The organism is Spirosoma koreense (genome assembly GCF_054777875.1).
Genome location: NZ_BAAHAC010000022.1, coordinates 2,698,675 through 2,725,056 on the forward strand (window position 1 = coordinate 2,698,675; position 26,382 = coordinate 2,725,056).

Annotated in this window: 24 protein-coding genes; 15 read left to right on the forward strand and 9 right to left on the reverse strand. The window is 56.2% G+C overall.

The genetic code is table 11. The annotated features are described in order from the left end of the window. The first annotated feature begins 37 nt into the window (after positions 1-37). From ACYVC2_RS24700 to ACYVC2_RS24725, 6 genes are all read left to right on the forward strand, one after another. Positions 38-1,306 (forward strand): glycosyltransferase family 4 protein, encoded by a 1,269-nt coding sequence (locus tag ACYVC2_RS24700; RefSeq protein ID WP_461106809.1) that lies wholly within the window; start codon positions 38-40, stop codon positions 1,304-1,306. A gap of 27 nt (positions 1,307-1,333) precedes the next feature. After that, on the forward strand, positions 1,334-2,554 hold the full coding sequence (locus ACYVC2_RS24705) for a glycosyltransferase family 4 protein (RefSeq protein ID WP_461106811.1): 1,221 nt from the start codon (positions 1,334-1,336) through the stop codon (positions 2,552-2,554). A gap of 109 nt (positions 2,555-2,663) precedes the next feature. Continuing rightward, entirely contained in the window at positions 2,664-4,370 is a 1,707-nt protein-coding gene (locus tag ACYVC2_RS24710; protein WP_461106813.1) for an IPT/TIG domain-containing protein, read from the forward strand. A 263-nt stretch (positions 4,371-4,633) separates the two neighbouring features. Continuing rightward, on the forward strand, positions 4,634-5,014 hold the full coding sequence (locus ACYVC2_RS24715) for a hypothetical protein (protein WP_461106815.1): 381 nt from the start codon (positions 4,634-4,636) through the stop codon (positions 5,012-5,014). Between the two features lie 82 nt (positions 5,015-5,096). Next, positions 5,097-5,546 (forward strand): hypothetical protein, encoded by a 450-nt coding sequence (locus ACYVC2_RS24720; RefSeq protein WP_461106817.1) that lies wholly within the window; start codon positions 5,097-5,099, stop codon positions 5,544-5,546. Positions 5,547-5,759: 213 nt separating this feature from the next. Continuing rightward, on the forward strand, positions 5,760-6,206 hold the full coding sequence (locus ACYVC2_RS24725; protein ID WP_461106819.1) for a response regulator: 447 nt from the start codon (positions 5,760-5,762) through the stop codon (positions 6,204-6,206). Between the two features lie 174 nt (positions 6,207-6,380). On the opposite strand, the gene ACYVC2_RS24730 is transcribed toward ACYVC2_RS24725, so the two are convergent. The 3 genes from ACYVC2_RS24730 to ACYVC2_RS24740 all read right to left on the reverse strand — a co-directional run bounded on the left by ACYVC2_RS24730 (position 6,381) and on the right by ACYVC2_RS24740 (position 7,922). Next, a complete protein-coding gene (locus ACYVC2_RS24730; protein ID WP_461106821.1) occupies positions 6,381-6,896 on the reverse strand; it encodes a hypothetical protein in 516 nt (171 codons plus the stop codon). A gap of 168 nt (positions 6,897-7,064) precedes the next feature. After that, complete coding sequence (locus ACYVC2_RS24735; protein ID WP_461106823.1) at positions 7,065-7,583, reverse strand: response regulator; 519 nt, start codon at positions 7,581-7,583, stop codon at positions 7,065-7,067. A gap of 201 nt (positions 7,584-7,784) precedes the next feature. Then, positions 7,785-7,922 (reverse strand): hypothetical protein, encoded by a 138-nt coding sequence (locus ACYVC2_RS24740; protein WP_461106825.1) that lies wholly within the window; start codon positions 7,920-7,922, stop codon positions 7,785-7,787. 295 nt (positions 7,923-8,217) lie between these two features. On the opposite strand from ACYVC2_RS24740, the gene ACYVC2_RS24745 reads away from it, so the two are divergent. Then, positions 8,218-8,670 carry a response regulator gene (locus ACYVC2_RS24745; protein WP_461106827.1) on the forward strand — a complete coding sequence of 151 codons (453 nt, stop codon included), beginning with the start codon at positions 8,218-8,220 and terminating at the stop codon, positions 8,668-8,670. A 110-nt stretch (positions 8,671-8,780) separates the two neighbouring features. On the opposite strand, the gene ACYVC2_RS24750 is transcribed toward ACYVC2_RS24745, so the two are convergent. Then, complete coding sequence (locus ACYVC2_RS24750) at positions 8,781-13,667, reverse strand: CheR family methyltransferase (protein WP_461106829.1); 4,887 nt, start codon at positions 13,665-13,667, stop codon at positions 8,781-8,783. A 258-nt stretch (positions 13,668-13,925) separates the two neighbouring features. On the opposite strand from ACYVC2_RS24750, the gene ACYVC2_RS24755 reads away from it, so the two are divergent. Both ACYVC2_RS24755 and ACYVC2_RS24760 read left to right on the forward strand, forming a co-directional pair. Next, entirely contained in the window at positions 13,926-14,957 is a 1,032-nt protein-coding gene (locus tag ACYVC2_RS24755; RefSeq protein WP_461106831.1) for a chemotaxis protein CheB, read from the forward strand. 310 nt (positions 14,958-15,267) lie between these two features. After that, entirely contained in the window at positions 15,268-16,422 is a 1,155-nt protein-coding gene (locus ACYVC2_RS24760) for an alpha/beta hydrolase (RefSeq protein ID WP_461106833.1), read from the forward strand. A gap of 89 nt (positions 16,423-16,511) precedes the next feature. On the opposite strand, the gene ACYVC2_RS24765 is transcribed toward ACYVC2_RS24760, so the two are convergent. Then, positions 16,512-16,799 (reverse strand): hypothetical protein, encoded by a 288-nt coding sequence (locus ACYVC2_RS24765; RefSeq protein WP_461106835.1) that lies wholly within the window; start codon positions 16,797-16,799, stop codon positions 16,512-16,514. 285 nt (positions 16,800-17,084) lie between these two features. Here ACYVC2_RS24765 and ACYVC2_RS24770 point away from each other — a divergent pair, with 285 nt between their 5' ends. Genes ACYVC2_RS24770 through ACYVC2_RS24780 form a run of 3 tightly spaced genes read left to right on the forward strand, consistent with a single transcriptional unit; the run spans position 17,085 to position 19,619 of the window. Beyond that, positions 17,085-18,251 (forward strand): acyl-CoA dehydrogenase family protein, encoded by a 1,167-nt coding sequence (locus tag ACYVC2_RS24770; protein WP_461106837.1) that lies wholly within the window; start codon positions 17,085-17,087, stop codon positions 18,249-18,251. Next, complete coding sequence (locus tag ACYVC2_RS24775) at positions 18,238-18,999, forward strand: PIG-L deacetylase family protein (protein WP_461106838.1); 762 nt, start codon at positions 18,238-18,240, stop codon at positions 18,997-18,999. The genes ACYVC2_RS24770 and ACYVC2_RS24775 overlap by 14 nt, the downstream gene beginning before the upstream one ends. A gap of 17 nt (positions 19,000-19,016) precedes the next feature. Then, positions 19,017-19,619 carry a class I SAM-dependent DNA methyltransferase gene (locus ACYVC2_RS24780; protein WP_461106840.1) on the forward strand — a complete coding sequence of 201 codons (603 nt, stop codon included), beginning with the start codon at positions 19,017-19,019 and terminating at the stop codon, positions 19,617-19,619. Positions 19,620-19,627: 8 nt separating this feature from the next. Here ACYVC2_RS24780 and ACYVC2_RS24785 read toward each other — a convergent pair whose 3' ends face one another. The 3 genes from ACYVC2_RS24785 to asnS form a co-directional block, all read right to left on the reverse strand. Then, positions 19,628-20,794 carry a glycosyltransferase family 2 protein gene (locus tag ACYVC2_RS24785; RefSeq protein WP_461106842.1) on the reverse strand — a complete coding sequence of 389 codons (1,167 nt, stop codon included), beginning with the start codon at positions 20,792-20,794 and terminating at the stop codon, positions 19,628-19,630. 360 nt (positions 20,795-21,154) lie between these two features. Then, positions 21,155-22,237 (reverse strand): complex I subunit 1/NuoH family protein, encoded by a 1,083-nt coding sequence (locus tag ACYVC2_RS24790; RefSeq protein ID WP_461107235.1) that lies wholly within the window; start codon positions 22,235-22,237, stop codon positions 21,155-21,157. Positions 22,238-22,303: 66 nt separating this feature from the next. Beyond that, positions 22,304-23,773, reverse strand: coding sequence for an asparagine--tRNA ligase (asnS, locus tag ACYVC2_RS24795; RefSeq protein ID WP_461106844.1), 1,470 nt, complete (start codon positions 23,771-23,773; stop codon positions 22,304-22,306). A gap of 153 nt (positions 23,774-23,926) precedes the next feature. On the opposite strand from asnS, the gene ACYVC2_RS24800 reads away from it, so the two are divergent. The 3 genes from ACYVC2_RS24800 (at position 23,927) to gloA2 (ending at position 25,120) form a co-directional block, all read left to right on the forward strand. Further along, entirely contained in the window at positions 23,927-24,430 is a 504-nt protein-coding gene (locus tag ACYVC2_RS24800) for a SixA phosphatase family protein (RefSeq protein ID WP_461106846.1), read from the forward strand. Positions 24,431-24,532: 102 nt separating this feature from the next. Next, positions 24,533-24,724 carry a hypothetical protein gene (locus ACYVC2_RS24805; RefSeq protein ID WP_461106848.1) on the forward strand — a complete coding sequence of 64 codons (192 nt, stop codon included), beginning with the start codon at positions 24,533-24,535 and terminating at the stop codon, positions 24,722-24,724. A gap of 6 nt (positions 24,725-24,730) precedes the next feature. Beyond that, the gene (gene gloA2, locus ACYVC2_RS24810; RefSeq protein WP_461106850.1) at positions 24,731-25,120 is read left to right on the forward strand and encodes an SMU1112c/YaeR family gloxylase I-like metalloprotein; all 390 of its coding nucleotides are present in this window, start codon (positions 24,731-24,733) and stop codon (positions 25,118-25,120) included. 82 nt (positions 25,121-25,202) lie between these two features. Here the strand turns inward: gloA2 and ACYVC2_RS24815 are convergent, their stop codons facing one another. After that, the gene (locus ACYVC2_RS24815; RefSeq protein ID WP_461106852.1) at positions 25,203-26,375 is read right to left on the reverse strand and encodes an aminotransferase class V-fold PLP-dependent enzyme; all 1,173 of its coding nucleotides are present in this window, start codon (positions 26,373-26,375) and stop codon (positions 25,203-25,205) included. Positions 26,376-26,382: the final 7 nt, after the last annotated feature.

A 26,382-nucleotide genomic window follows, 5' to 3' on the forward strand; every position in this document is an offset into this window, starting at 1 on the left:
GCCTCCGTCATTTGCCTCTTATACACCTACTCACATTATGAAAAAAGTATTGATCTCTGCCTACGCCTGCATTCCGGACCGAGGATCGGAGGAAGGGAATGGCTGGTACTACTCGTCGCTGGTGAGCCAGCAGGGCTACCAGGTCTGGTGCCTGACCCGCGATCTGGGAAAAGCCGAAATCGAAAAGAAGCTTCAGCAGTCTCCGCACCCGAACCTGACGTTTGTGTTCGTGACGGTGCCCCGCTGGATCGACAAAGCGTATAACTGGGGGCTACTGGGTATGTATTTTCATTATATCTACTGGCAGTGGGCAACCCTCCGGACAGCGCAGAAACTGAGCCGGAAACATACCTTCGATCTGGTCCATCATGTCAGCTACACCAGCCTTCAGCTGGGTAGTTTTCTGTATAAACTGAAGCGCCCGTTTATTTACGGACCCGTGGGCGGTGGACAGATTGCTCCGGATAGCATGCGCCGGTACTTCAAAGGCTACTGGGCCAAAGAGCAGATGCGGTCGATGGTGAGTAGCCTGCTGCTTCGGTTCAATCCCGGCTGTTACAAATCCGTGCAGCTGGCCAACTACATTCTGGTCTGGAACCAGGATACCCGACGGATGGTGCAGCAACTGGGCCGGACCCGGAACGTAGAGAATGAAATCAGCGGAGTCGGTCAGCGTTTCATCCCCAGTGAGCCGGTCTACCGACCCCATCACGACACCCTGCACCTGGTGTGGGTCGGTCGGCTGCTGCCCCGCAAAGCCCTCGAATTGTCGCTGCATGGGTTGAGTAAAGTCGATCCGAATGTGCCGGTACACCTGACCATCGTGGGCGATGGCGAAATGGGGAAATACGTGCCGGAGTACATCGCCAGGTATCAACTGGCCGACCGGGTCACCTGGGTAGGCAAAGTCGGGTATGAGCAGGTGAAAGACTATTACCGGCAAGCCGACGTGTTTCTGTTCACCAGCCTGCGCGACACCGGACCGGCCCAACTGCTGGAAGCCATGGCGTATTCGCTGCCCGTTGTGACCCTGGATCTGCACGGGCAGGCCGAATTAGTCAATGATACGACGGGTATCCGCGTGCCCGTGACCGAGCCCGAAGCGGTAACGGCCGATCTGGCCAAAGCCATCGAGTGGATGTATCATAACGAAAGCAAACGGACCACGATGGGCCTGAATGCTTTTCATTTTGCACAGGCCCAGCAGTGGGAAGTGAAGATTAACCGCATCGTTCAATTGTACTATCAGGCGGTGCTCGGACAAGGCGCCGGTTTAGCTCTGGCCGTCAGTCAGATTACGGACTAATATCCACTCGTTAACGCACCATCAGTTATGTATATCGCTGTTTTAGGGATGATTGCTACGAACGACCTGCTGCCCGAATCGGTAAGGCAGCGGCTGGGTTCGTATCCCAAAGGCCGGGAAGGAGCACCTCTGATCAGTAATCTGATTCAGGAATATATCGCCCGCGGCCACAAAGTACTGGCCATTACGACGGATGCACAACTGGCCGACGATGAGCCGCCGTTTGTGTACGAAGACGAACAACTGACGTTCGTGATCGTACCCATGCGGAAACACACCTTCCGGCCCAACGGCCGACGGCCGGGCCGGACGGCTGATTTGTTTCGTTTCGAGCGGAATCAGATGCTGGCCGTTCTGCGGCAGTACAAGCCCGAGGTGGTGCACGCACACTGGACGTATGAATTTGCCATGGCGGCCCTGGCCTACACGCCCGACGCCCTGATCACCGTACACGACAATGCCGCTATTATTTACCGGTACGTACGGACGCTGAACCGGTTCTTTCACCTGCTTATGGCCCGCTACGTGTTTTGGCGGGGGCGCTGGTTTACGGCCGTATCGCCCTACATGGCGGGTACGGTGCAGCCGTGGGCGTCGAAACCCGTGGCGGTGGTGCCCAATCCGGTGCTGATGCCTACGCGCCACGTCGGATCCGCCGATCCGAGCCAGCCCATTATCAGTACGGTAGTAAACGGCTGGGATGATCGGAAAAATAATAAGAATGCCCTGCTGGCTTTCAAAGCCATTCAGCAACGGTTTCCGGCTGCAACACTCTGGGCGTTCGGCACGGCTTTCGAGCCGGGAACGGAAGCCGATGCATTCTGTCGGGAGCACGACATCCGGAATGTCGTGCTGTTCGGGCCGACCAGCCACACGGAGGTACTGGAGAAGGTAGGCCAGAGTACGTTGCTGCTGCACGCGTCTCTGGAAGAGTCGTTCGGGATGGTACTGGCGGAAGCCATGAGCTACGGGGTGCCCGTCGTAGGCGGGAAAGAGAGTGGTGCCGTCCCGTGGGTGGTCGAAGAGGGGGGGCTACTGGTCGACGTTACCAGCGTAAACGCCATGGCCGAAGCCGTAATCGACCTGCTGTCGGATCCGGTGTTGTACGAGCGGTTATCCAGCAATGCGCAGCGGATCATCCAAACCCGATTCGGCATCGGGCAGGTCGCTGATCAGTATATCCAGGCCTACCAGCAATGCCAGACCGGCCGCCAACTGGCCGCACCGGTGGCTTCGACAGCCTACTGATCGGTGATCGGCAGGCCGTCGAAAATCGGCAGAACGGCTTTGGCCGGTTTCCGAAATGTACTTCGCTTTATTCTGTAAAGAGTCAAATCATCAAACGATCAACAAATTTATGAACGTTAACAAACCCCTGCTTACCGCGCTGCTCTTTCTGATGAGCCTGTCGGCGGTTATAGTCGGCTGTAAAAAAGAGTCGGACAGCCCTACGCCCACGCCGGCCCCTGTACCGACAACCAGCATTACCAGCATCGATCCGGCTACGGCGCCGGTGGGCAGCACGATCGCGGTCAACGGAACCAATTTCAGTACCGACCCGGCCAGCAACACCATTACCGTCGGTGGGGTAGTCGCCACTGTCGTATCGGCAACCGGCACCCGCCTGGTGGTCGTGGTCCCCTCGGGAGCGGCCAACGGCCCGGTTTCGGTAACGGCGGGCGGCCAGACGGCGCAAAGTACTACCACGTTTACCCTGGCTATTCCGCCCCTCAAACCCGTGAAAGAAGTGCAGGGGACCACGTTTGCGAACCTGACCTGGAAAAAAGATACGATCTACCTGCTGCGGGGCATGGTGTATATCCCCGCCGATTACAGCCTGACTATCGAAGCCGGTACAGTGATCAAAGGTGCTGGGCCAGACCGGGACCCAGCGGGGAAAAATATGCTCGGCACCCTGGTCGTCGAGCGACGCGGTAAAATCATTGCGCAGGGAACGGCCGCACAGCCCATTATTTTCACCTCCGCCAAACCGGCGGGTCAACGTAGCTACGGCGACTGGGGTGGGGTGGTGCTGGCTGGTAAATCGCCCATCAATCGGCCCGCTACGACGCTGTATCCCGCTGGCGTACGGGGAACCATCGAAGCCTACGGCGAACCTATCGACAATTCCGGTACATTATCCTACGTTCGGATCGAATACGCCGGGGGGCTGCAGCCTGGTGCTACCAGTCGGCTGGGCGGGTTGTCGCTGTATGGGGTAGGAGCCGGTACCGTCATCGATCACGTACAGGTGTCGTACAGCGGGGGTGATGCCTTCAACTGGTTTGGTGGTTCGGCCAATGTGCGGAATCTGGTTGCTTATCGCGCCTTCGACGACGACTGGAGCGTCGACTGGGGTTACGTGGGGAATGTGCAGTTCGGCGTGGCCCTGCGCGACCCGGACGTAGCCGACCAGTCGGGCTCGAACGGCATCGAACTGGAAAATTACGATACCGGTGTAACCGACGATGTACCCGCCGTGGTCATTCGCAACGGCCTGACACAGAATGTCCCGGTCTTTGCCAACCTCAGCAACTTTGCTTTCGGCGGAACCCCCTCGGCCACGACGACCGCGAAAGGAACCGGGGCTTACCAGGCTGCGCTCTACCTGCGCCGGAACTCCGCTATTGCCGTGTACAATTCGCTGTTTTATGGTTATCCCGAAGGATTGCGGCTGGAAGCTACCAGCAGCCCGTCGGGACTGGCGAGCGGCCAAATTGACCTGAAAGGCGTGGTATTAGCCAATATCCTGACACCGGCTCCGGCAGCCGGTGGTGTCACCAGCGACCAGACGACGGCCTATTTTGCCGGAGCCGGCCGGGCGAATCAGCTCGTTCAGAATGCCGATTTGACAGCCCTGTTGCTGAACGGGTCGAGCTTTAGCCTGGCTACGCCCGGCTTTTTGCCACAGACCGGCTCGCCCCTGCTGACGGGGGCCGTGACGGGCGGTAAATTAACCAGCACGTTTATTCAGGCCGTAGCCTTCCGGGGCGCGTTCGGCACCGAAAACTGGCTGTCGGGCTGGACAAACTTCAACCCCCAAACGACCGAATACGACCGATAAACCGGATTAGGCACCAGTACCGCGGGTGTCGACCCGCGTTTCTCTCAGTTGCATCCGGGTCGACACCCGCGATGCCAACCGCAGCTTTGGGACTGCCAGCCTGGTCTGGTCAGTCCCAAAGCTGTTTTTATGGATGCCCTACGAAGAGATAGTAATATTTCGGAAAAAAGTTTTACGAAAAACAGTAGAAAATATGATTATTGTTTAACTTTTCGCCCATATTGCTTCTTACTCATACTGTATACTTTCTTGGGGGTACGTCTATGAAGGATATATCGAACGAATCGGCCACTCACTACCGAAACCTGCAACCGGAAGCCGTTTTTGCTGACTGGCTGCACGCGGTTTCTGAACTTCAGCTGAACTACCACCGGTTGACAAGTTACGCATCGGTCTATGATCAGCATCGACTACAACCGCAGACCGCCCCATCCTGGGCGGGCCAGTGTCCCATTCGTCAGGTAACGGCTCTGCTGAACAGGATATGCCGGGAGCTGGAAACCCTGCTTCAGCAGATGGATCAGTTTGATTCGAAAGTGACTCCGGAAAACTACCGGCGATTGGCCGGGCACACACGGTTGATAAACCGGTTGAATCAGCAGGCGCAAACCCTGCTTAAACTGGCCGATATTCCGGCCTGCTGACCCGTTGGCTTCTGGTGAAATGGGTTGCACCGGGGTCTGTACCAGCCTACGTACCGAACGCTTCTAACCCTACATCGACCAGGTGGGAAACACAGACAACTCATTCCGCAAACTGCTGGAGCAATATACCTTTACCGTAGCCGGGCGCTTTATCGAACAAGCCAAAGCATCGACACAAAGCGACCTCATTCAGTTTCTGTACCAGATCGACGCGCCGGACGATCCGGCTGGTGTGTCTGAAAAAGCGTCGGTAGGGCCAGCAGTTGGCAAGGAATCGGATCGGCAATGGTTGGCTCGCCTGATGCAGGCCCGTTCCAGACGCTATGAGCAGCACATCCGGTTTCTCCAACACGTCATTCTGCAAACAGAAGCCCATCTTAACCAAATCCAGCGGACTCCAGGGCAGGAGCCTCAGCGATCCCGAACGGAAGATTGGTACAAGGTTATGCTCCGATTTTACCGATCCCAGTTGTCCGAGGCTCGGATCCGCCAACAGCCCAACGCAAACCCGTTGCGGCATTGGCAGGGGTAAGCGATCGGTCCGCATGGTCTACGGAAAAACCGCTATAGAACAGCTTCGGGTCATCGGTGCCGTTCAGCAAAACGGCTATTTAAGCGAGTCAGGTGGTTTGTCGAGCTATTTTGTTGAAAAAAAGTAAGGCTTGGGACTGCGTCCGTGAATTACTTGTATAGCCGAAAAATATGGGTAGCTTGCGGTAGGATAACTATCAACCGGTATCATACGTTGCTTCGTCATTCAACAAACTCGTTCTATAATGTGCTGATCGCGACCGACAATCGGGCCGATCAATTACTCATTACGCAACGGTTGAAAGTCAGTATGCCACAAACCAAAACGGTATGTGTCGCGACAGCCGACGAAACCCTGAGTTACCTTCGAACGGCTTTTGTTGAATTCTATAATTTCCCCCGTCTGCTGTTGCTCGACGTGTCGCTATCCGCTGCCAGGGGCTGGCAACTACTCCAGGAGATCAGAAACACGTATCCGTTGTTATCCGTTGTGCTGATCAGCACCGATGAGGCTCCCGAGCTGGTGTTGCAGGCCTACGAACTGGGGGCGCATGCGTTTGTGAGCCGATCGGCCGACGCGAAGGAATGGCAGGATAAACTAGACACGCTGGCTCACTACTGGCTTCAGATCGTTACCTTACCCAAGCAGCCAATCAACTGATGAGCGGTCAGGTCGATCCGGCCGAATACCGGGCAAAACGCTTGGGTGACCAGTTTTCGTGCCCAATAGCCTAAGGAAAAAGCAGTGTGACGGTTTATTGTGGGGACCCGGATGGACGCCAATGCTAAGCGGATTGCCCGACCAACTTCCCCCGCAGCAACTCCTACGTCCGGCTTACAGCGAATGGCTGGCAGATCGCAACGCTATAGAGGAGGATTGAAGCCGCATCAGCGACTGCTGGCACCGCTCGATTGTAAGCTGATAGTGTTTAACAAGTCTGGCTTTGTAAGGACCATCCTGTAGCACCATCTCCGTATATTCCAGCAATTCCAGCATCTGGTTCAGGGTTTGTGTCTGACACGTAATGCGGGCCTGATGGACGGCCGTTACCCGATCCATCATCTCCTGAGCAAATTGTTTGCCGGAAGGCAAGCTGGCGGGAGGTTGCGCCAGAATAGCTTCCCATTGTTGCTTAAGCGCCCGAATAGGGTTTTCAGGGCCTGTCTCTGCCAATAACTCGGGAGAAAGGTCGATTTTTCCGTTTTTATCTGCTAGCTGTACTTTCAGTAGCGTATCTCCCCGCGACACAATCCGATGCAACAGATCGAAGACGGCTTCCAGATCATCGAGCGAACAAGTAAACTGCCGGTGTTGATCGAGGGGGGTAAGGGCCGTGAGTGCAAGAATCATAGGGCAAGGTAACGCAAATATTGATAAACTGGTTTTTAATTTAGTAAACGTATTCCTGCGCTCCTGGATTTTAATCGGCCAAGCCTATTTCAGGAATGGTCGCTGATGAATTCGTCCCTGATTATACAGGCAGGAATGCCAGACAGACGCCGGTTTGCCCGAAACGGATTATACCGAAAACTGGATGGGCGGCAGCGTGACCGTATCCCACCAGTAATTGCGCAATTCGTTGAAATAATCGACCCAGTCCGTAAAGGCGATGGGTTTTACCAGATACGAAGAAACCCCATATTGATAAGCGTCTTCGATATCGCTCTGCTCGGTGGAGGAACTGAACATCACCAGCGGGATACGGTTGCACGAAGCCGGCAGGGCTTTAATCTGTTTCAGCAGGTCCCAGCCGTCCGCCCGATTGGGCAGGTACAGGTCCTGTAAAATCAGCTTCGGCAGTTCCCATTCCTGTGTCACCCAGTCGGTGAGCAAAGCCAGAGCCTCACGAGGGCCGTTGGCCCGAACGGCTGTCACTTCCGGAAGGGATTGCTGCAACGCGCTTTTGATCAGTGTCCAGTGATCGTCATTATCTTCGATGATCAGAATCTTAGCGTGTTTGTAGTTGATACGTGCTCGTTCAAAATTTCCTGAAATGGCCATGTCTTTGTCGAAAGAGAGTGATACTAAATACCCCATGATTTTCCAGTCGAATACGTTGTAACCAGCTAAACCATCCGGGGTCGAATCGTGCACTGAGCTACAGGAACGAAAAATCGGGAGAAAGACGGGTCTTCTCCGGACTCGGCGATAAGCTGAATGACAGTCCGGGAGGAGCAATGCAGCATCGTCCCGATTCGATTTTCCCACCGCCGGTGCTGGTCGGCCTTCGCAGCCGAGTTATGCCATTTCGTATCGGTCGGCTGACCCGGCTGTCGGTTGCCGCTGGTGGCCAGGCCGTGGCACTGAGTACTGGGCCTGGCTGTTCAGACTGATACGTTCAGCCGGACAGGCGGCCATGCTTACAGTCTTTTTCATAGTCGTTGCATTTAAGAAAGCCGACAGGGCTGTCGGAGGTTCAACCCATCTGGCACCGAAAGGCTCGACAGTTGGCGGTTTTAGTGAGGGAATGGGGCCGGGTATTAGTTACGGGAATGGTGAAAATGCTTTCAGAATCACCCGGTTGTGTTGCAGGAATGGTTGTAAAGCTAACATCTCGTTTATAAGTTATGTCAGTTATTTTCCAGTTAAGAAAAACTGTTTAATTTCGCAAAGAAACAATTAACAACATAACTACTTTCATTCAAATCGTACCGTTTTCACGAGCCTATTCATGCCACGTCTCCAACCCAAAACCCAGAAAGCCCGTTTGCTGGTCGTAGAAGATAATGCGGATCAGTGGTTCATCATTCGTTGGGCGTTGCAGCAGCGATTTCCGGAGGTAGAACCCATCTGGTATCCCGACACTACTCAGGCGCTGATATACCTCGAACGCTGTGCGGAGCAGCAGGAGCAGCTACCCAAGCTAATCCTGCTTGACTTGTATTTGCCCGATCGGGAAACGGGATGGAGGTTTCTGCAGATCGTAAAAACGCATCACCTCTACCGCGAAATCCCCGTGGTCGTGCTGAGCAGTTCGGCCGATAAAGACGACATCTCCGAGTCGTACATGCTGCGGGGCAATTCCTACATCGTCAAACCCAGCGGCTACGAAAAATGGCTGGATTGTTTTGCAGCCTTCCGGTATTACTGGTGGGAAGCCGCTACCTTACCCATGGCTGTATAGGCTTATTTATACACAGAGCGGTCCGCCGTTGCGGCATAGAGAGCACAGAGAAAAAAATAGCTATAACTCTGTGCTCTCTATGCCGCAACGGCGGACCGCTCTGTGTATAATTATTGATAACTTCTCGGGAACGTGATCAGAAACTGCGTGCCCTGGCCCGGTTGGCTGTTCACCTCCAACTGGCAATCGAGCAACTCGCACAACTGCCGGACGATGAGCAGGCCAATGCCTTCGCCCGATTTAGCTTGGTCGGCTTTGGCTAACCCCGGTCCGGTATCGGTGATGGTCAATTGCCAGCCACCGGCAGCAGGTGCATCGCCCCAGGCCACCGTCACTCCGCCCGCATAGGTATATTTGAGGGCGTTCAGAAGCAGGTTCTGCGCAATCCGACGGACTTTCAGCGCGTCTCCCTCGACCGGCAGGTGGTCAGGCCCCTCGGTGCGCAGCCACAGCCCACGCTCATCGGCCAGCGGCCGGGCGCTTTCAACCAGATCCGCCAGCAGTCCGGCCGCGTCGAAAGGAGCCAGTTGTCGCTGTTCCTGACCCGCTTCGAGCCGGGCCACGTCCAGCAGTTCGGTGAGCATCTGCGTAGCCTGGCCCAGGTTTCGCTGGAGCATGGCCAGCATCTGGGCCCGTTCTTCGTCGGAATTAGCGACATTAAGCAGGGAAGCCGCTCCCTGAATAATGCCAAAGTTACCCCGCAGGTCGTGCGAGGTGCTGCGCAGGAGTTCACCCCGTTCGCGGATCTGCTGGCGGAGGTCGGCCAGCAGATCCCAATTTTCGGAGGATTTTTCCAACTCATTGAGCAGAAACTGCTGCTGCTGTTCAGCGCGCTTGAGGAGGGTAATGTCCTGGCCCGCCAGCACCACCCCGTTATCGAATTTATTCAGCGTAATCAGCATCCACTGCTCCCGGGCGGTGTTGAAGCGCTCGTCGACAAACGGCTCTCCGGTTTCCAGAACCCGGCGGATGATATCGATGGTTTGTTCATGCCACAGAATACCGGTCCAGTCTGAGATGGCCTGACCCACCAGCTTGTCTATCGGTTGCCTGACCACATCGGCAAATTCCTGATTGCAGACGACCAGCCTGAAATCGAGCCCGTTACCCGACCGATCCGGAATTTCTTCGATGGGTTTCAGAAAACCCAGGGCTGTCGGCGAACTGTTCAGTACCGCCTGTAAATTCTCGGCCGTCAGCTGCAGATCGGTAATGTCCCAGTCGACACCCAGCACGCGCTGCGCCTGCCCGGTATTGCCGTCGATCACCGCACCAGTGACCTTCAGGACTTTTACCTGATCATCAGCCTGAATGCGCAGGGTTTCTTCGAAGGGCTGGTCACCACGTTTCAGCCTGTCTACAATCCGCCGGGCAATAAGCAGATCGGTTTCCATGGCTACATCCAAATAAGTTTCAGGGGTGACCGGCGTCCCTGGTTCCAGCCCGAATAAGCGATACATTCCCTCAGACCAGGTAAACTGCCCCGACTGGCGATCATACTCCCAGCTTCCGGCTTTCACCAGCTGTTCGGTCTGCTGCAGCAAGGCCAGGGATTTACCGGTAGCCTGCTCGGACTGTTTGCGCTGGGTAATGTCTTCGGTAGTCACGACGAGCAGGTTGTCGAGCTTGCTGGCATTGAAATGGAACCAGCGCTGCAGGCTCTCTGCTTCATACCACTCTTCAAAATCGGCGGTTTGTCCAGTCTGCATGACCGCTCTGAAATGATCCAGCACCCCCTTGGCGATCGAAGTTGGAAAGGCTTCGCCAAACCGCTTGCCGATCACGTCGATGCCACCGATGATTTTACTGGTAAACGCATTGAGCATTACGAATACGAAATCGGCAATCTCGCCGGTTTCGGTATAAACCGTGTCGAACACACAGATGGCGTTCGGCGACGTGTTGAACACCGCCTGGAGCAGGTCCTTGTTCTGGGTCAGCTCCCCGGTCCGTTCCTGCACCCGCATATCCAGCTCATGCTGCAGCTCTTTTTGCAGATGCATATCGGCCGAACTGCCGATGAAACCCGTAAACGTGCCGTTGGCGTCGAAAATAGGCTGGGCATTTTCCAGCATCCAGCGGTACTCGCCATCGTGCCGGCGAATGCGGTATTCGGAGCTAAACGCTTGGCGGGCCAGTACGTTGGTGTCGTACTGACGCTGATAGTTGACCCGGTCGGCGGGAAACATGACGTCGAGCCAGCCGTTTTTCTTCACATCGTCGAGCCCGCGCCCCGTAAATTCCAGCCATGCTTTGTTCAGAAACGAAAACTGGCCATTGGCGTCGGTTACCCAGATCAGCGTAGGCGCATTGTCGGCAATCTGATGAAACCAGGCTTCGCGCTCGGCCAGCAGCTGCTGCGCCCGTCGGTGTTCGGTAATGTCTTCGATAGCCAGCAGAATAGAGTCCTGCTGGCGGATCACCCGCCGGGCATTGAGCGACAGCCGCCGTTCGCCTACCGTCGAGGAGTGGTACGTCATTTCGAAGCCCTGAAACTGAACCTCCGCCGTGATGATGTCGGTGAGCATCAGCCGCAGTTCGGGAATGTCCCACTGGCGGTTGTCGAGTTCGTAGATCAGCCGCCGTTCGGTGGCCCCCTCGTTCAGATGAAACAACCGGTAGAAGGCCGGGTTGGCACTCTTGACCCGCAGGTCGGTATCGAGCACCAGGGTGGCTTCGCGGATGGTACCGAAGATGTCTTCCGAAAACTGGTGCGCTTCCGACAACTGATCGTTTCGGACCTGCAATTCCTGGTTGATGGTCAGCAGCTCTTCGTTGGTCGACTCGATTTCTTCCTTGCTGGTTTCGAGTTCTTCGTTGATACTTTGTAGCTCTTCGTTGCTGCTGATGATTTCTTCGTTGGCCGACTGGAGCTCCTCGTTGCTGGCTTCCTGTTCTTCGATGATCGAACGCATGTCCTCACGCAGATTGGCCAGTTCCGTTTCCAGTTCCTTGATCCGGCGGTTGCGGGCGCTACTCGATTGCAGGGCGGGGGCGGCCGGGGGCTCCATCTCTTCGAAAATAATCAGGAAGAGCCGTTCTTCGGTGGCCGTTTCGAGCGGAACCGCTTCGATGGTCACGTAGTGCGTTTTGTTGCGTACCTTGAATTCTAGTCCGCTTTTGCGCACCGCTTCGCCCGACTTATGGGCTTTATGCACCGCATTGCGTAGCTCGAAGACCAGGCTTGGGCGGGCCATCTTGATCAGATTCAGACTGGCTTTGCCCGGTGCGGGTTCGAGGTAGAGGCCCGTCGAGCCCCGAAACTGCAAAATCTCCATGTCCTGATTGACCACCACGCTGGCCGGTACGTACTGGTTCAGCAGCAGATTGTCTACCAGGCTGTCCAGGTCGGCCCCTGACGACCACCGATCCTGCCTGGGCGACTGGCTACGGCCGGTCGTTTCGGGCAGCAGGGGCGGAGACAGGGCAATCGTCGGGGGGCGGTTTATCCCACGGTCGCCTTCGAGCTGGCGGGGCGTCATGGTAAACGTCACCCGGCTGTCGATGTCGTTCTTGCGCGAGAAAATCTTGTAGTTTTTCTCGATCTGCGAGAACATCTGTGCCGACGTGCCTACCGTTTCGGACTTACCCAGAATTAGATAACCGTTTGGGTTGAGGGCATAATGAAAGGTAACGATGGCTTTGCGCTGAAGGCTCGTGTCGAGGTAAATGAGCAGGTTGCGGCAACTGATCAGATCGAGCCGCGAGAAGGGCGGATCTTTCAGCAGGTTGTGCGGAGCGAACACGCACAGGTCACGTACCGACTTGTTGATGCGATAATGATCGTCTACTTTGGTAAAAAAGCGCTGCAGCCGCCGGGCCGATATGTCCATCACTTCCCCGCGCGTATAGCTACCCAGCCGGGCTTTTGCCACCGCCGACTCGCTGAGGTCGGTGGCAAACAACTGAATGTTGCGGCTGAGGGCGCGCTCGCCCAGCACTTCCAGCAGCATGATGGCGATGGAGTAAGCCTCCTGCCCGGTCGAACAGGCCGGCACCCAGATCCGGATCGGCTCCTGCGGGTTTTTTTCCCGTACCAGCTGTGGCAACAGCACTTTCTGGACGTAATCCATCGTGTCGGCATCGCGGAAAAAGCTGGTTACGTTGATCAGCAGATCATCGTAGAGCTGCGTGGCTTCGTCGGGGTGCTGGCGCAGGTAGTCGGCATATTCGCGGAGCGAATTGAGCTTAAAGAGCAAGGTCCGCCGGATGATGCGCCGGCGAATAGTGGTTATTTTATAGTGGCTGAAATCGACGCCGGTAGCCCGGCGCAGCAACTGGATGATGCTCCGCAGGTCTTCGCTGGAAGCCGCCGAGGGGTCTTCCAACTGCGTCTCCAGGTTTTCACCTTCCTGCGCTTCGGTCGTCGTCGTTTGCTGGAAGAGCGCTATCTGCTGGCTCAACCGCTTCAGTTCATTGGCAATTTCGGCCGGCGGCAAAACGCGGTCGACGACGCCTTCCAGGATGGCCGAGCGGGGCATGCTCTGGAACCGGGCTGTTTCATCCTGGGCAAAGGTTATTCCTCCGGCGGCCTTGATGGCCCGCAACCCCAGCGTTCCGTCAGACGCCGTCCCCGACAGGACCACCGCAATGGATCCTTCCTTCTGCCGTTCGGCCAGCGACAGAAAAAACTGATCGATGGGCATGTGCAGCACCGGGCGGGGTAGCCGGGGCTGCAAGGTCAGTACGCCGTCGAGCACTTCCAGATCCCGATCGGGGGGGATGATATAGACCTGGTTGGGCTGAATCGGCATCAGGTTCGTAGCCTCCTGAACCGGCATGGGAGTGGCCCGGCCCAGGATGTCTGAAAGCCTACTGGTCTGAGTAGGGTCGAGGTGCTGAATGTAGACATAAGCCAGTCCTGTATCGGGCGACAGATTCTTTAGGAGCTCAACCACAGCTTCCTGCCCCCCGGCCGAGGCTCCAATGGCAACGATAGGAACGCGGGAAGATCGGTTAGGTTGGGTGGATACTGGAGTAGATTTCTTTTTTGCCATGATTTAAAGGAGACTGCCAAACTAAGTTGCAGAAGGGCGGTTTACTGAGTGAGCGTAATCGACTTGCCGGTATACTGATCCTGATGGCTATGACGGTGTCTACTAAAAAGACGGGGAAAGCGTAGGAGAAAGTCAACGATTTCTGCATCGAAAACAGGTCAGCTACCTTGCCTTTTATGAATAAAACAGAAACAAAAACGGTGGGTCAACAGCGGTCAGTAGCATAAACATTTTATAAAAGTAAACTTTCCCACCAATATGGCAAAACGTGATATTATTGTCATTGGCGCGTCGGCCGGTGGCGTATACGCCTTGAAGGATCTGGTAGCCGCGCTACCGTCCGATCTGCGGGCGTCGATCTTTGTTGTCCTGCACGTATCGCCCCATTCGCCGAGTTTTCTGCCCGATATTCTTGCTGCAGCTGGACCCCTGGAAGCCGTACATCCCCGAGATGGTGAACTGATCCAGCCGGGGCGCATCTACGTAGCTCCGCCCGATCACCACATGCTGATCGAATTCGATCAGGTGATCGTGAAAAAAGGACCGAAAGAAAACCGGTTTCGCCCTTCGATCGATGCGCTGTTTCGGTCGGCGGCTTATACCTACGGTACGCGGGTCATTGGGGTAGTGCTGACGGGGATGCTCGACGACGGCACTTCGGGCATGTGGTCGATCAAGCGACTCGGCGGTGCCTGCATCGTACAGGAGCCGGACGATGCCATGTACAACAGCATGCCCAACAGTGTGCTGGATTACGTCGATGTCGATTACGCCCTGCCGCTGGATCAGATTGCACCCTTGCTGAGCCGGTTAAGTACCGAAACCGTCCTTAGCCGGGAAGACCTTAGCCCGGAAGAACAGGAACTGATGGAAACCGAAATAAACATCGCTGCGCAGGACAACGCGTTCGAACTCGGGATGATCGATATGGGCGAACTGACACCCCTGACCTGTCCGGAGTGTAATGGTAGCCTGGTCAGCATCCGAGAAGGCAAACTGATCCGGTACCGCTGCCACACGGGGCACGCCTTCACGGCGAGTTCGTTGCTGGCCGAAACCACCAAGGTGGTGGAAGAATCGTTCTGGAAAGCGGTTCGCAGCCTGGAGGAAACAGTCATTCTGCTCGAACAGTCCGGAAAGCAGTTTGCCGAAGGCGGGAATGAAGAAGCCGCAGAACAGTTTTTCGAGAAAGCGCGGGAAACCCGCGAACGGGCCCGCATGACGCATGAGTTCGCCTTTCAGACGGAAAAATTCAGTGGCGACAGCACCATCCCCAAAATCGTTTCCTGACCGTTCCGGTTTTTTTGTCGTGCCCAGACTTCGCTTCGCCCTTGACAACCAGATATTTATTGGCCGGGCATAAGCAGTTTTACCCGGTGAAGCGGCACCGGCCAATGTCTCTGCCGGCATCGTCAGATTCTGGAAACCATCTCAACGAGACCCGTCCGATCCCGGCGGTAACGAGGTAGTTTATCGCCTAAAACGTGATCGGCTGACCCTGTTACAAACCTTTTGAGAATAGTTAGGTAGCGGGCCCTTTATTTATCAACCATATCGGCAAATCGTGGTTATAACCAGGTACATACAAACTCAACTGGTTATGACAAACGTGAATACCAATTTCCACAAATCTGTTTCTTCGACCAAAACCGCACCAACGCCCATCTCGGGTCGGCTGGCTCTTCTGGGCTGCTGGCTGTCGCTCGGCCTGCTGACCCTGCTGACAGCCTGCCAGGACCACTTGGCCCCGCAACCGGGTCAGGTCATTCAGGACAACGGTCCTAAACCCGACTGGGGGCCAACCATCACCCCGCAGATGCTGGCGGTCATCAATGAATTAGGTCGGCTGGCACCTGTACCCCTTAATGTGTTGCCACCCAGCGAAGCCCGCAAACAACCTTCTTTCAAGGACGCCGTAAACTCACTGCTGGATAAGAACCACCTGGCGCGGCCGATGGCCAACGTCACCAAGCGCGAACAGATGATTCCCGGCGCGGGGGGCGTGCCGATCAGCGTAAAAATTTATACGCCCAATGGGGTCAGTGGTACCATGCCCGTCATCGTATACTACCACGGGGGCGGCTGGGTCATTGCCAATACGGAAGTTTACGAATACTCGATTCTGGCGCTGGCCGAAGAAACGAAAGCTGTGGTGATTTCGGTCGACTACCGATTGGCTCCTGAAAACAAGTTCCCGACGGCACACATGGATGCGTATGCAGCCTACAAATGGGTTCGCAACAACCAGGCAACCCTAAACGGCAATGGGAAAGTAGCCGTTGCGGGGGAGAGCGCCGGGGGCAATATGGCCATTACGGTGAGTACCATGGCGCGCGACAGCAACCTGACCAGGCCGGTGCACATTCTATCGGTTTATCCGGTAGCCGACAACGACATGACGACGCAATCGTACCTGCAGTATGCTAATGCCAAACCGCTGAATCCGCCCCTAATCAAGTACTTCACGGATAACTACTTCAACAGCCCCGCCGATGGCGACAGCCCCCTGATTTCGCTGGTCGACAAGGCCGATCTGTCTAACCTGCCACCGGTAACGATCATCGGGGCGGAAATCGATCCGCTGCAGACGGAAGGCATGAAACTGCGGGATAGGCTCGCGTTTTTTAACGTGCCGGTTACCTATAAACTATACATCGGCGTAACCCACGAATTTTTCGGCATGTATGCCATCGTTCCCGAAGCTCAGCAGGCTCAGCAACTCGCGGCTACCCAGCTGATCAATGCGTTTAAGTAAGTAGTCATCGATTAGTCATGGATCGTCATTCATGGGAAGAGGTTCGTTCTTACAACCCCTGATCATGAATGACGATCCATGACTGCTATTTACTCCAACGACTGTACCTGTATCTTCGCCAGTCTGAGCATCTGATCGGCAAGGTCGGTCATGTCCCGAAGTTCGGCGACGATTTGCTCGTAGCGGGCCAGAACAGCCTCGATGGCAAAAGCCGACCGGTCGAATACCAGCACGTGATAAGCGGAGGGCAGGATCGGAACCAGGCGAGGGGACAATTCGACATAAACGTTGGGGGCGTGGGCAGAGACATTGACACTGTTGACAAAATCGAGCTGACGAACCTTGTAACAGGCCAGGGCAAATTCATTGTCAGACATACGGCATGCGGGTGAAAAGCCTCTTCGATCGGTTACTAACGGACAAGTAATTAAAAAAAACAGCCAGCGCCAAACGCGGGCGCTGGCTGTCGAGCTAACCCATCTTAACGTAAGAACATCCTCTAAACCAGCTCACGACCGGCTCGGGCAGGGGAGTGAGGAAACGGGCAGGTGTGTACCTGAGGGGCCGAAGGCGGTCAACAAGCCGCTAAATAGAGTAAACCAACCAGGTAAATCAGTCTGAAAATTGCAAAACAATCTTCTTAGACAGGAATTTAAGGATACATGAATACCGTTTCATCCACGCCAGTACTGACCATTCCTGTCGATAGTCCGACTGTACTCGATCCGCTTCTTTCCCGAATAGCCCAGGCGGCCCCCGCTACCGATCAGGAGGGCGCTTTTCCCGAAGACGCCTTTCGCTGGCTGGCCGAAGCCGGTCTGCTGAGCATCACACTACCAGGCCGCGAGCTGGACTTTGCTACGGGTCAGACGGCCCGGTTGCTTCAACTGCTGAAGCGACTCGGCTCGGCCAACCTATCGGTCGGGCGGGTGTATGAAGGCCATATCAATGCCCTGTACCTGATTCATCTCTTTGGTACGCCCGAACAGTGCCGAAGGTGGTATGCCGACATTACGGATCATCAACGGTTGTTCAGCGTCTGGAATACCCAGGGTGGAGACGGACTACATATCGACGCGGTTCCGTCCAGTATCGAACCGAGCCACTACCGGTTGCGCGGAAGCAAATTATTCTGCTCGGGAGCCGGCTGGATACAACGACCGCTCGTTACGGGCGAAGTCGACGAGCCGGCGGGCGGCTGGCAAATGGCCATCATTCCCAGTAATCAGGATACTCCCGTGCACGAAGACAAACGGTTCTGGCAACCACTCGGCATGCGGGCATCGGCAAGCTTCAAACTCGATTTTACAGGAGTTGAGCTCACCGGGGCCGACTTGCTGGGCCAACCCGGTGATTATTACCAGCAGCCTTACTTCAGTGGGGGCGCGATCCGCTTTGCCGCGGTTCAGCTTGGGGGCGCTGAAGCCATCTACGAAGCCACCCGTCAGTTTCTGGCCGACATGCACCGCACGCAGGACACGCTCCAGCAGACCCGACTCGCCGAGATGGCTTTCCTGATCGAGTCTGGTAATCAGTGGCTGCGCGCAGCTGGCGATAACACCGATCAGTGGCTGGCCGAAGGCGAAAGCTGGCGGAAAGTCGTTGCTTATGCGAATATGACCCGATCCGCTATCGAGGATATCTGCCTGCGGGTTATGCCGCTGGCCGAACGCTGCGTGGGCGCCCGTGGTTTGCTCCGACCTCATCCGTTTGAGCGGATTCACCGCGACCTGACTTTATACCTGCGCCAGCCCGCGCCCGATGCTACGCTGGTCGATATTGGAAACTACGTACTGAACAATTCCCTTTCGGCCCATGAACTCTGGTGATACACAGGCTACCACGCTTGAGGAAGAAGCCCGTTGGCTCGACGACGTACGTACCATCGGTTCGGCACTGGTGGTGGCTCCCCATCCGGATGATGAATCCCTCGGCTGCGGAGGTACGGTGATCCGGTTACGGCAGTTGGGCTACGATGTTCATGTCGTATTCGTTAGCGACGGCACCCTGTCGCACCCGAATTCGCCCAGCTACCCGGCCGAACGATTGCGGGTGCTGCGGGAGACGGAAGCGCTGGCGGCTTTAGCGCTTCTGGACGTCGATGCGGGGGGCTGTACGTTTTTGCGATACCGGGATCGGTCAGTGCCTGCCCAACACACGACCGGGTTTGCGGAAGCCGCCGGGATCATGGCGGCATTGATCGATCAGGTTAAGCCAACGACTATTTTCGTTCCCTGGCGACGCGATCCGCACCCCGACCATCGGGCGTCGTGGCAAATCGTTCGGGAAGCACTGCGCCAAGCGAGCCACCCTTCCAGAGTCCTGGAATACCTGATCTGGTTGTGGGAACTGGGTCGGCCGTCGGATATGCCCGAACCCGGCGAAGTAAGCGTGTGGAAGGTGTCCATTGCGGATACGATCGTGCAGCGGGATCGGGCCATCGCGGCTCACCGGTCCCAGGTAACCCGAATGATCGACGACGATCCGACCGCGTTTTTTTTGTCGCCCGACTTGCTGACCCACTTCGACCGGCCCTACGAAGTATTTCTGGAAGGTTCGTTATTTACTGAACCCTGATCTTAACCCCACGACCGATGCGCACATCGCTGAACACCCTGCCCCCGAGTTATTTCGACGCGGTCTATCAGGTCAATGAAGATCCCTGGTCGTTTGCAACCAGCGACTACGAACGCGAAAAATACGGGGCTACCCTGGCGGCCCTGCCAAATCTGCGGTATGAAAACGCCTTCGAGATCGGTTGTTCGATTGGTGTGCTGACCCGACAACTGGCGCAACGCTGCGATCGACTTTTAGCGGTCGATGCCAGCGAACTGCCCCTGCCGGCCGCTCGCCAACGGCTGGCGGAGTACCCGGCCGTAACGATCCGGCAAATGGCGATACCGAACGAATTTCCGGCCGATACATTCGATCTGATCCTGCTGTCTGAAGTAGGCTATTATCTGGCTATCCCGGATCTGACCCGTGCCCGGCAACAGCTGGTCGGGCAACTGCGGCCGAACGGCCAGTTGCTGCTGGTTCACTGGACACCGCCGGTGCATGATTACCCGCTGACCGGGGATGAGGTCCATGACTTCTTTATGGAACTAACCCAAACGGGTGGGCCATTGACCCATCTGACGCACCAGCGCGCATCGACATATCGGTTAGATTTGTTTCAGCGAAATCCGGAATCATAGCCGGAATGTCAGGCGGGCAGGGAACGAAGCACCTGGCGCAACTCCCGAATAGCGAGGGTGATGGGTACGGGCTTCCAGTGGCTGCCCCAGGCACCCGTGGCCATTTGGGTTTCGACCTCGTCCCACAACTCCCCGAAGTAGGGCACCTGATGCAGCCGGACTGCCAGCCAGTGGACATCGATCAAGAGCTCGGTGGCAATGGCGTACAGATCGATCTGGCTGGCCTGAGCGAGACCATTCCGCCATATATCCCGAAGCCGACGGCGGTTCTGGATGCGCCGGACAATGGCTTCGGCCGACTCCGATATCTGGCATTGATTGGCCTGATTCTGTCGTTGCCAGTACTGCAGTTGTTCCGAAAAGCCGACGGCTACCCGACCCTGAAGCCGGGTCGAGGTAGTTACTTTCACAAATGGACTTTTCCGGATACGGACGTCTGCCCGCAACAAGGCCCGATACAGCGCTTCATCTTCCAGATGCGGAACGGACGGTAGACCGCCGACCCGTTCGTAGGCCGCACAGGTTATAGCCAGGCTGGCTCCAAAATGCTGAAAATGCCGGGGCCATGGATCGAAAGGCAGCGGATCGAGGTAGTCCTCCAGCCGCGCTTTCAGCATTCGGTAGGTAACGTCCCGCAGGTGATTGATCCGAACCGGACTGCCATCCGGACAGGTGAGAATCCGTCCGCCAACCACCTCACACCCTTTGTCGACTTCGGCCTGTATCTGGTCGAGCCAGTAGCGGTCTGCGATGGTATCTCCGTCGGTGGAAGCAATAATCCCCTGCGAACGTCCTACCCGCCGGAGCCGTCGGTGCGCTGCATCCATCAGGAGCCGCCGGGCCGTGCCGACATTGGCTTGCTCGGGTCGTAACTGAATGACTGCCAGACGCAGCGGAAAGGTGGGGTGCCGGCGTTGGTAAGCCTGGGCGACCTCGGGCGAATGATCCGTACAGTTATTCAGCAGCAACAGCACTTCGAACTCCCGGGCGGGTACGGGCCGGCCGTCGAGCCGGAGTTGATTCCGTAGTGCATCCAGCGTTAATGCCAGTCCATCGGCCTCGTTGCGGGCCGGTATGATGACGGAAATCCGCAGTTGCGGATCGGGCAACTCGTTGTCGAAAAGCGGAGAGGAACGGGAATAGGAGACAGGCGATACGGGAGTGGCAGGCCACATAACAGGCAGGTTGCAGCGTTGGTAGATTGTAGGTACGACAATTTGACTATCCCCTAACCGATGGTTCAATCAAATTGTTGAGGAATCCGACAGGCCGCGAAACGGAAATTTGGAATGCCCGGCCATGCCGAACGAGCTGTGGAGCCTAACCCATTCAGAGTCCGTACGTTATGGCTACGGTAAAAAAAACTGCCGCCACCCAACAGGATAGCGGCTGTCTGTTTCCTACCAAACACGTTGCTGCCTGTGCTGCAAGTATGGTACAGGACTAATTAAACGAGACTCTGTTAGCCGACCGACCGAATAATGAGGTAGTGGCGAATGACCGTAAGAACTGGGTTCGACTCAGTCCGTCGGTGGCTATATCATCAGCAGGCGCCAGACGCCCGACAGCAGCAGTAGCAGTAGCCCAACGGGGGTGAGTACTTTCCAGCACAGAAACATCATCTGATCCACCCGGATGCGGGGAAATGTCCAGCGTACCCACATTTGTACCAACACCGCCAGGAAGGTCTTGGTCAGCAGCCAAAACGCGCCAGAAAGGTGCCCCCAGATCGTACCGGGTTCGCCACTGGTCCAGTCGGCCAGCCGGACGGGCCCGATGTTGGGAAAAGGGGTGTTCCAGCTGCCCAAAAACAGTACCGCTCCCAGAAACGATACCAGCAGCATCATGGCATACTCGGACAGGTAGAGCAGCGCAAACCGCATGCCCGAATATTCGGTATGAAAACCGGCCACGATTTCCGACTCGCCTTCGGGTAAATCGAAAGGAGCACGGTTGCTTTCGGCCAGGGTACAGATGAAAAAGATAACATAAGCAACCAGCAGGAACGGATTGCGCAGGATGTTCCAGGCGAAAATACCACCCCAGCCAGTGACGTCGACGCCCAGGGCTTTCAGTCCGAACAGGTAGTTGATGTCGTGGGTGTAGATGCCCTGCTGGAAACTCAGCGTTTGCAGATTCAGCGTCTGGCAGATCATCACTACGCTCAGGATCGTTAGCCCGAGGGGAATTTCGTAGGAAATAATCTGCGCTACCGACCGCATGGCCCCGAACAGCGAGTACTTGTTGTTGGAGCCCCAGCCCGCCATCAGTATCCCTACCACATCGAACGAAACAATGGCCATCAGGTAAAAAACGCCGACGGCGGCTCCGGAGCCCTGTAAATCGGGAGTGAGTGGCAGGACGGCGAAACCAGCAAATACCGAAGCAAAGATGATAGCCGGCGCCAGCAGAAACAGTCGACGGTCGGCTGCGGTGGGCACAATGTCTTCTTTCTGAAGCAGTTTCAGTAGGTCGGCAAACAACTGCAGCAAGCCCCACTTGCCCGTCTCCATAGGGCCAAGCCGGTCCTGCATGAACGCCGAGACTTTTCGCTCGGTGTATACGCCGACGACCACAAAGCCGGAAGCAAGCGCCAGAAAGATGGGAAGGGCTAGCATCATGTAGTGCCGGGCCTGCAGCCCGGCCGTTTAACCGTTTCACACCGGGCCTGTGGCCCGGCATTCTTAAAATTCGGCGGTTTTCGGTGCTCTTGGGAAGGGAATGACGTCGCGGATGTTGCCCATGCCCGTTACGAACAACACCAGCCGCTCGAAGCCAAGCCCAAAACCGGCATGCGGAGCCGTGCCAAACCGGCGGGTATCCAGATACCACCAGAGCGCTTCGGGTTCGATGCCCACTTCGTGCATCCGGGCCACCAGCTTGTCCAGATTATCTTCCCGCTGTGAGCCGCCGATGATTTCGCCGATTCCCGGAAACAGCACGTCCATGGCCCGGACGGTAGGCCCAAAAACTTCGCCCCGCGTGTTTACCGCCGGTGCATCGTCCTGCTTCATGTAGAACGCCTTGATCTCGCGGGGGTAATTCGTCAGGATCACCGGTTTCTTAAAGTGCTTCTCGACCAGATACCGCTCGTGTTCCGATTGCAGATCGACGCCCCATTTGACTTCGTACTGGAACTGGCCTTTCTTCGCCGGTTTCGAGTTGATCAGAATCTCGATGGCTTCGGTGTAGGTCAGCCGGACAAACTCGTTGCTGATCACAAACTGAAGCTTTTCGAGCAGACTCAGTTCGCTCTGTTCTTCTTTCTTCTTCGTCTTTTCTTCTTCTTTCAGGCGGTTATCCAGAAACGCCAGGTCGTCGGCACAATGCTGCAGGGCGTACCGAATCACGGTCTTGACAAAGTCCTCGGCCAGGTGCATGTTGTCTTCCAGCTCATAGAATGCCATTTCTGGTTCGATCATCCAGAATTCGGCGAGGTGGCGGGTGGTGTTCGAGTTCTCGGCCCGGAACGTCGGCCCGAACGTATAAATCTTACCCAGGGCCATGGCTCCCAGTTCGCCCTCCAGCTGGCCCGATACGGTCAGATTGGTTTCGCGGCCGAAGAAATCCTGGCTGTAATCGACCTTGCCCTCTTCTGTCAATGGTGGTTTGATCGCGTCAAGTGTGGTTACGCGGAACATTTCGCCCGCTCCTTCGGCATCGGAAGCGGTAATGATTGGCGTATTGAGGTAATAAAATCCGTTGTCGTTGAAGTATTTATGCACCGCGAAGGCCAGCGCGTGACGAATGCGGAGCACAGCGCTGAAGGTGTTGGTCCGCGGGCGCAGGTGGGCAATCTCGCGCAGGAACTCCAGCGAATGCCGCTTGGGTTGCAGCGGGTATTTATCCGGATCAGCGGTTCCGTAAACCGTCACGTCGTCAATCTTTACTTCAACGGCCTGCCCCGCCCCCTGCGATTCGACCAGCTCGCCCGTCACCGACAGGCAGGCCCCGGTGGTGATCAGTTTCAGGGTTTCGTCGGCCAGTTGACCGGCTTCGGCAACCACCTGCACGTTGTGGATAGTCGACCCATCGTTGAGGGCAATGAAAACGGCATTTTTGCTTTCGCGCTTGGTGCGGACCCAGCCCTTCACGGTGACGCGGGTACCGATGGGAGCGGTTTTTAACAGGGACTGAATGGGTAAATAACTCATACTAAACGGCGACCAGATTGTGGTTGTAGCCGCAAAAGTACGGATTGTCTCCCGAATCGCCCATACCCAATTTTAATCCTCGGCAATAACTTACCAGAATGCCAAATGTCGTTCTATTTTTGTGGCAACTAGTCACGCTCAACCCGAATGCATATGACCCTTACGCTTTATATCGTCCGCCATGCCAAAGCCGAGGACCGGGCTATTTTTATGACCGACTTCGATCGGCAACTGACCTCCGACGGCCGTACGGCGGCTGCCCGCATGGGGCGTTATCTGGACAGTAAGGGCATCCGGCCCGATGTGATCATCAGTAGCCTGGCGGCCCGCGCCAAAGACACCGCGCGCGGAATAGCCGACCAACTGGGGTACGAGGAGGCTCGGATTCAGTATGACGACCGACTCTTCGAAGGTGGTGCCAAAGCCTATCTGGCCGCCATCAATGCGTTGGCACCCGAGACGGAATCGGCCATGATTGTCGGGCACAATCCCGACGTGTCGTATTTTGCCGAGTTCCTGACGCATAAACAGATCGGATCGATGAGCAAGGGAGCCGTGGTGGCTGTTACGTTCGATACTGTCAGCTGGCCCGAAGTGTCCGGCCGTACGGGTAATCTGCTGTTCGAAATCGGCCCCAAGCAACTTAAGGATGAATAAAAGAGAATGAATAATGGATAATGAAGAATGTATAATGAGTAATGGGAAGTAGTCGGAACGGACATTATGCATTATCCATTATCCATTCCCCTGTAATTAGTTATGAATCGCAATCGCCGTATTTTTATCGTCGTCTTTATTGTGTTTACGACCATCGTCGCGCTGCTGGCTATCGATATGGGCCGCCGGACGACGGCGCCGTGGAACCGGCACCGGGAGGCCGAACGGGCGCTTCCTTCGCGGGACGGAACGGCTGTGGACACGATGGCAACGGATACCCTGCTTGACCCCTGAAACCCTATGCTGAACCTATCGGCCGTCCATCACATCGCCATTATCTGCCAGAATTACGAGGTTTCGAAACGATTTTACACCGACGTGCTGGGTCTGACCGTGCTGGGGGAATATTACCGGGCTGAGCGGCAGTCGTACAAATTAGACCTGTCCCTCAACGGTCAGTACGTGATCGAGTTGTTCTCATTCCCGAACCCACCCCAACGACCGTCGCGTCCCGAAGCGCTGGGTCTCCGGCATCTGGCATTTGCCGTTCCCGATCTGGAGGCTGCCATAACCCACCTGACCGAACACGGTGTGGTAACCGAACCGATCCGCGTCGACGAAACCACCGGCAAGCGGTTCACCTTCTTCGCCGACCCCGACGATCTCCCGCTGGAGTTGTATGAGGTATAGGGCAGGGGAAAGGGCATAGGGCAGCGGGGTTAGAGATGGTCTACTTGCTTACTCAATGCCCCATGCCCTTCCCCCGATGCCCCTACACCACCTTCGTCAGTACGCGCACGAGTGCGTCGACATCGTCGGGGGTGTTGTAGAGGTGAGGAGCGATGCGCAGGACCCGTGCCCGTGCCGAAACCGATACGTTCTCCGCCTGCAATGCCTGCTGAACGGTCATGGGGTCGACATGGCTGGGGAGCCACAGCCCAACCAGGTGATGTGAACGCCCCCGGTTGCCATTCTCGGGTTCCAGCTGACAGCCAAGCTGTTCCAGCAGCGGCCAGGCATTCGCCAATAAGTTTTTGGCATATTCCTGAAGGCGGACCGGTTGCCAGTCGAGGAGCTGGGTCAACGATGCTTCCAGCATGGGCATTTGCAGAAAATGGGTGTGTTCGCCCACGTTATACCGATACGCTTTTGGCCGATAAGCCGGCTGGTAATCCATCAGCCGATGAAACTGATTGCTGTCCAGCCGGTTCATCCAGCCTTCTTCCAGCGGCACGCCCTCATCGAATGCCGGACCGAAATAAGCCAGCCCCAGCGAGTACGGACCCATCAGCCATTTGTAGCCCGCACAGACAACCGCATCGGGTTGAATGGCGGTCAGATCGAACGGTAAAGCACCAATGGCCTGCGTACCATCGATGACCAGCCACGCACCGACCTCCCGGGCCCGCTGCCCGATGGCTTCCAGGTCGAAGCGGATGCCGTACATCCAGTGGACGGGCGGAACTACGACCAGGGCAGTATCGGGCGTAATAGCCTCCAGCAGCCGTTCGTTCCAGACCGAACCTTTCGGAAACGTGTCGGGCATGCCGATAGTCGTGATTGTCAGGCCTAATTCCGTGCTAACCCGGTCCCAGGCGTACACATCGCTCGGAAATTCTTCACTGATCAGCACGATCCGCTGTCCTTTTCGAAGGCCCGGTTTCAGCGGCAGGTTGCGGGCAACGACCGCCATGCCGTACGAAACTGAGGGGATGACGGCTATCCGGTCGGGGTCCTGCCCCTGGATGAGTTGCGTAAACAAATTCCGCACCCGGACCGCATCGGTAAAGAAATCGTCGGGACGAAGCCCAAACGGATTGGCCTGTCGGGACAGGGTCTCATGACCTATCTGCTCGACGGCACGACTGAACGGAGCGCGGGTCGCACAGTTTAAGTAGTGAATCCCTTCGGGGAGACTAAATAGATGTTTTTGTGAGGTAAGCATGGGGAAA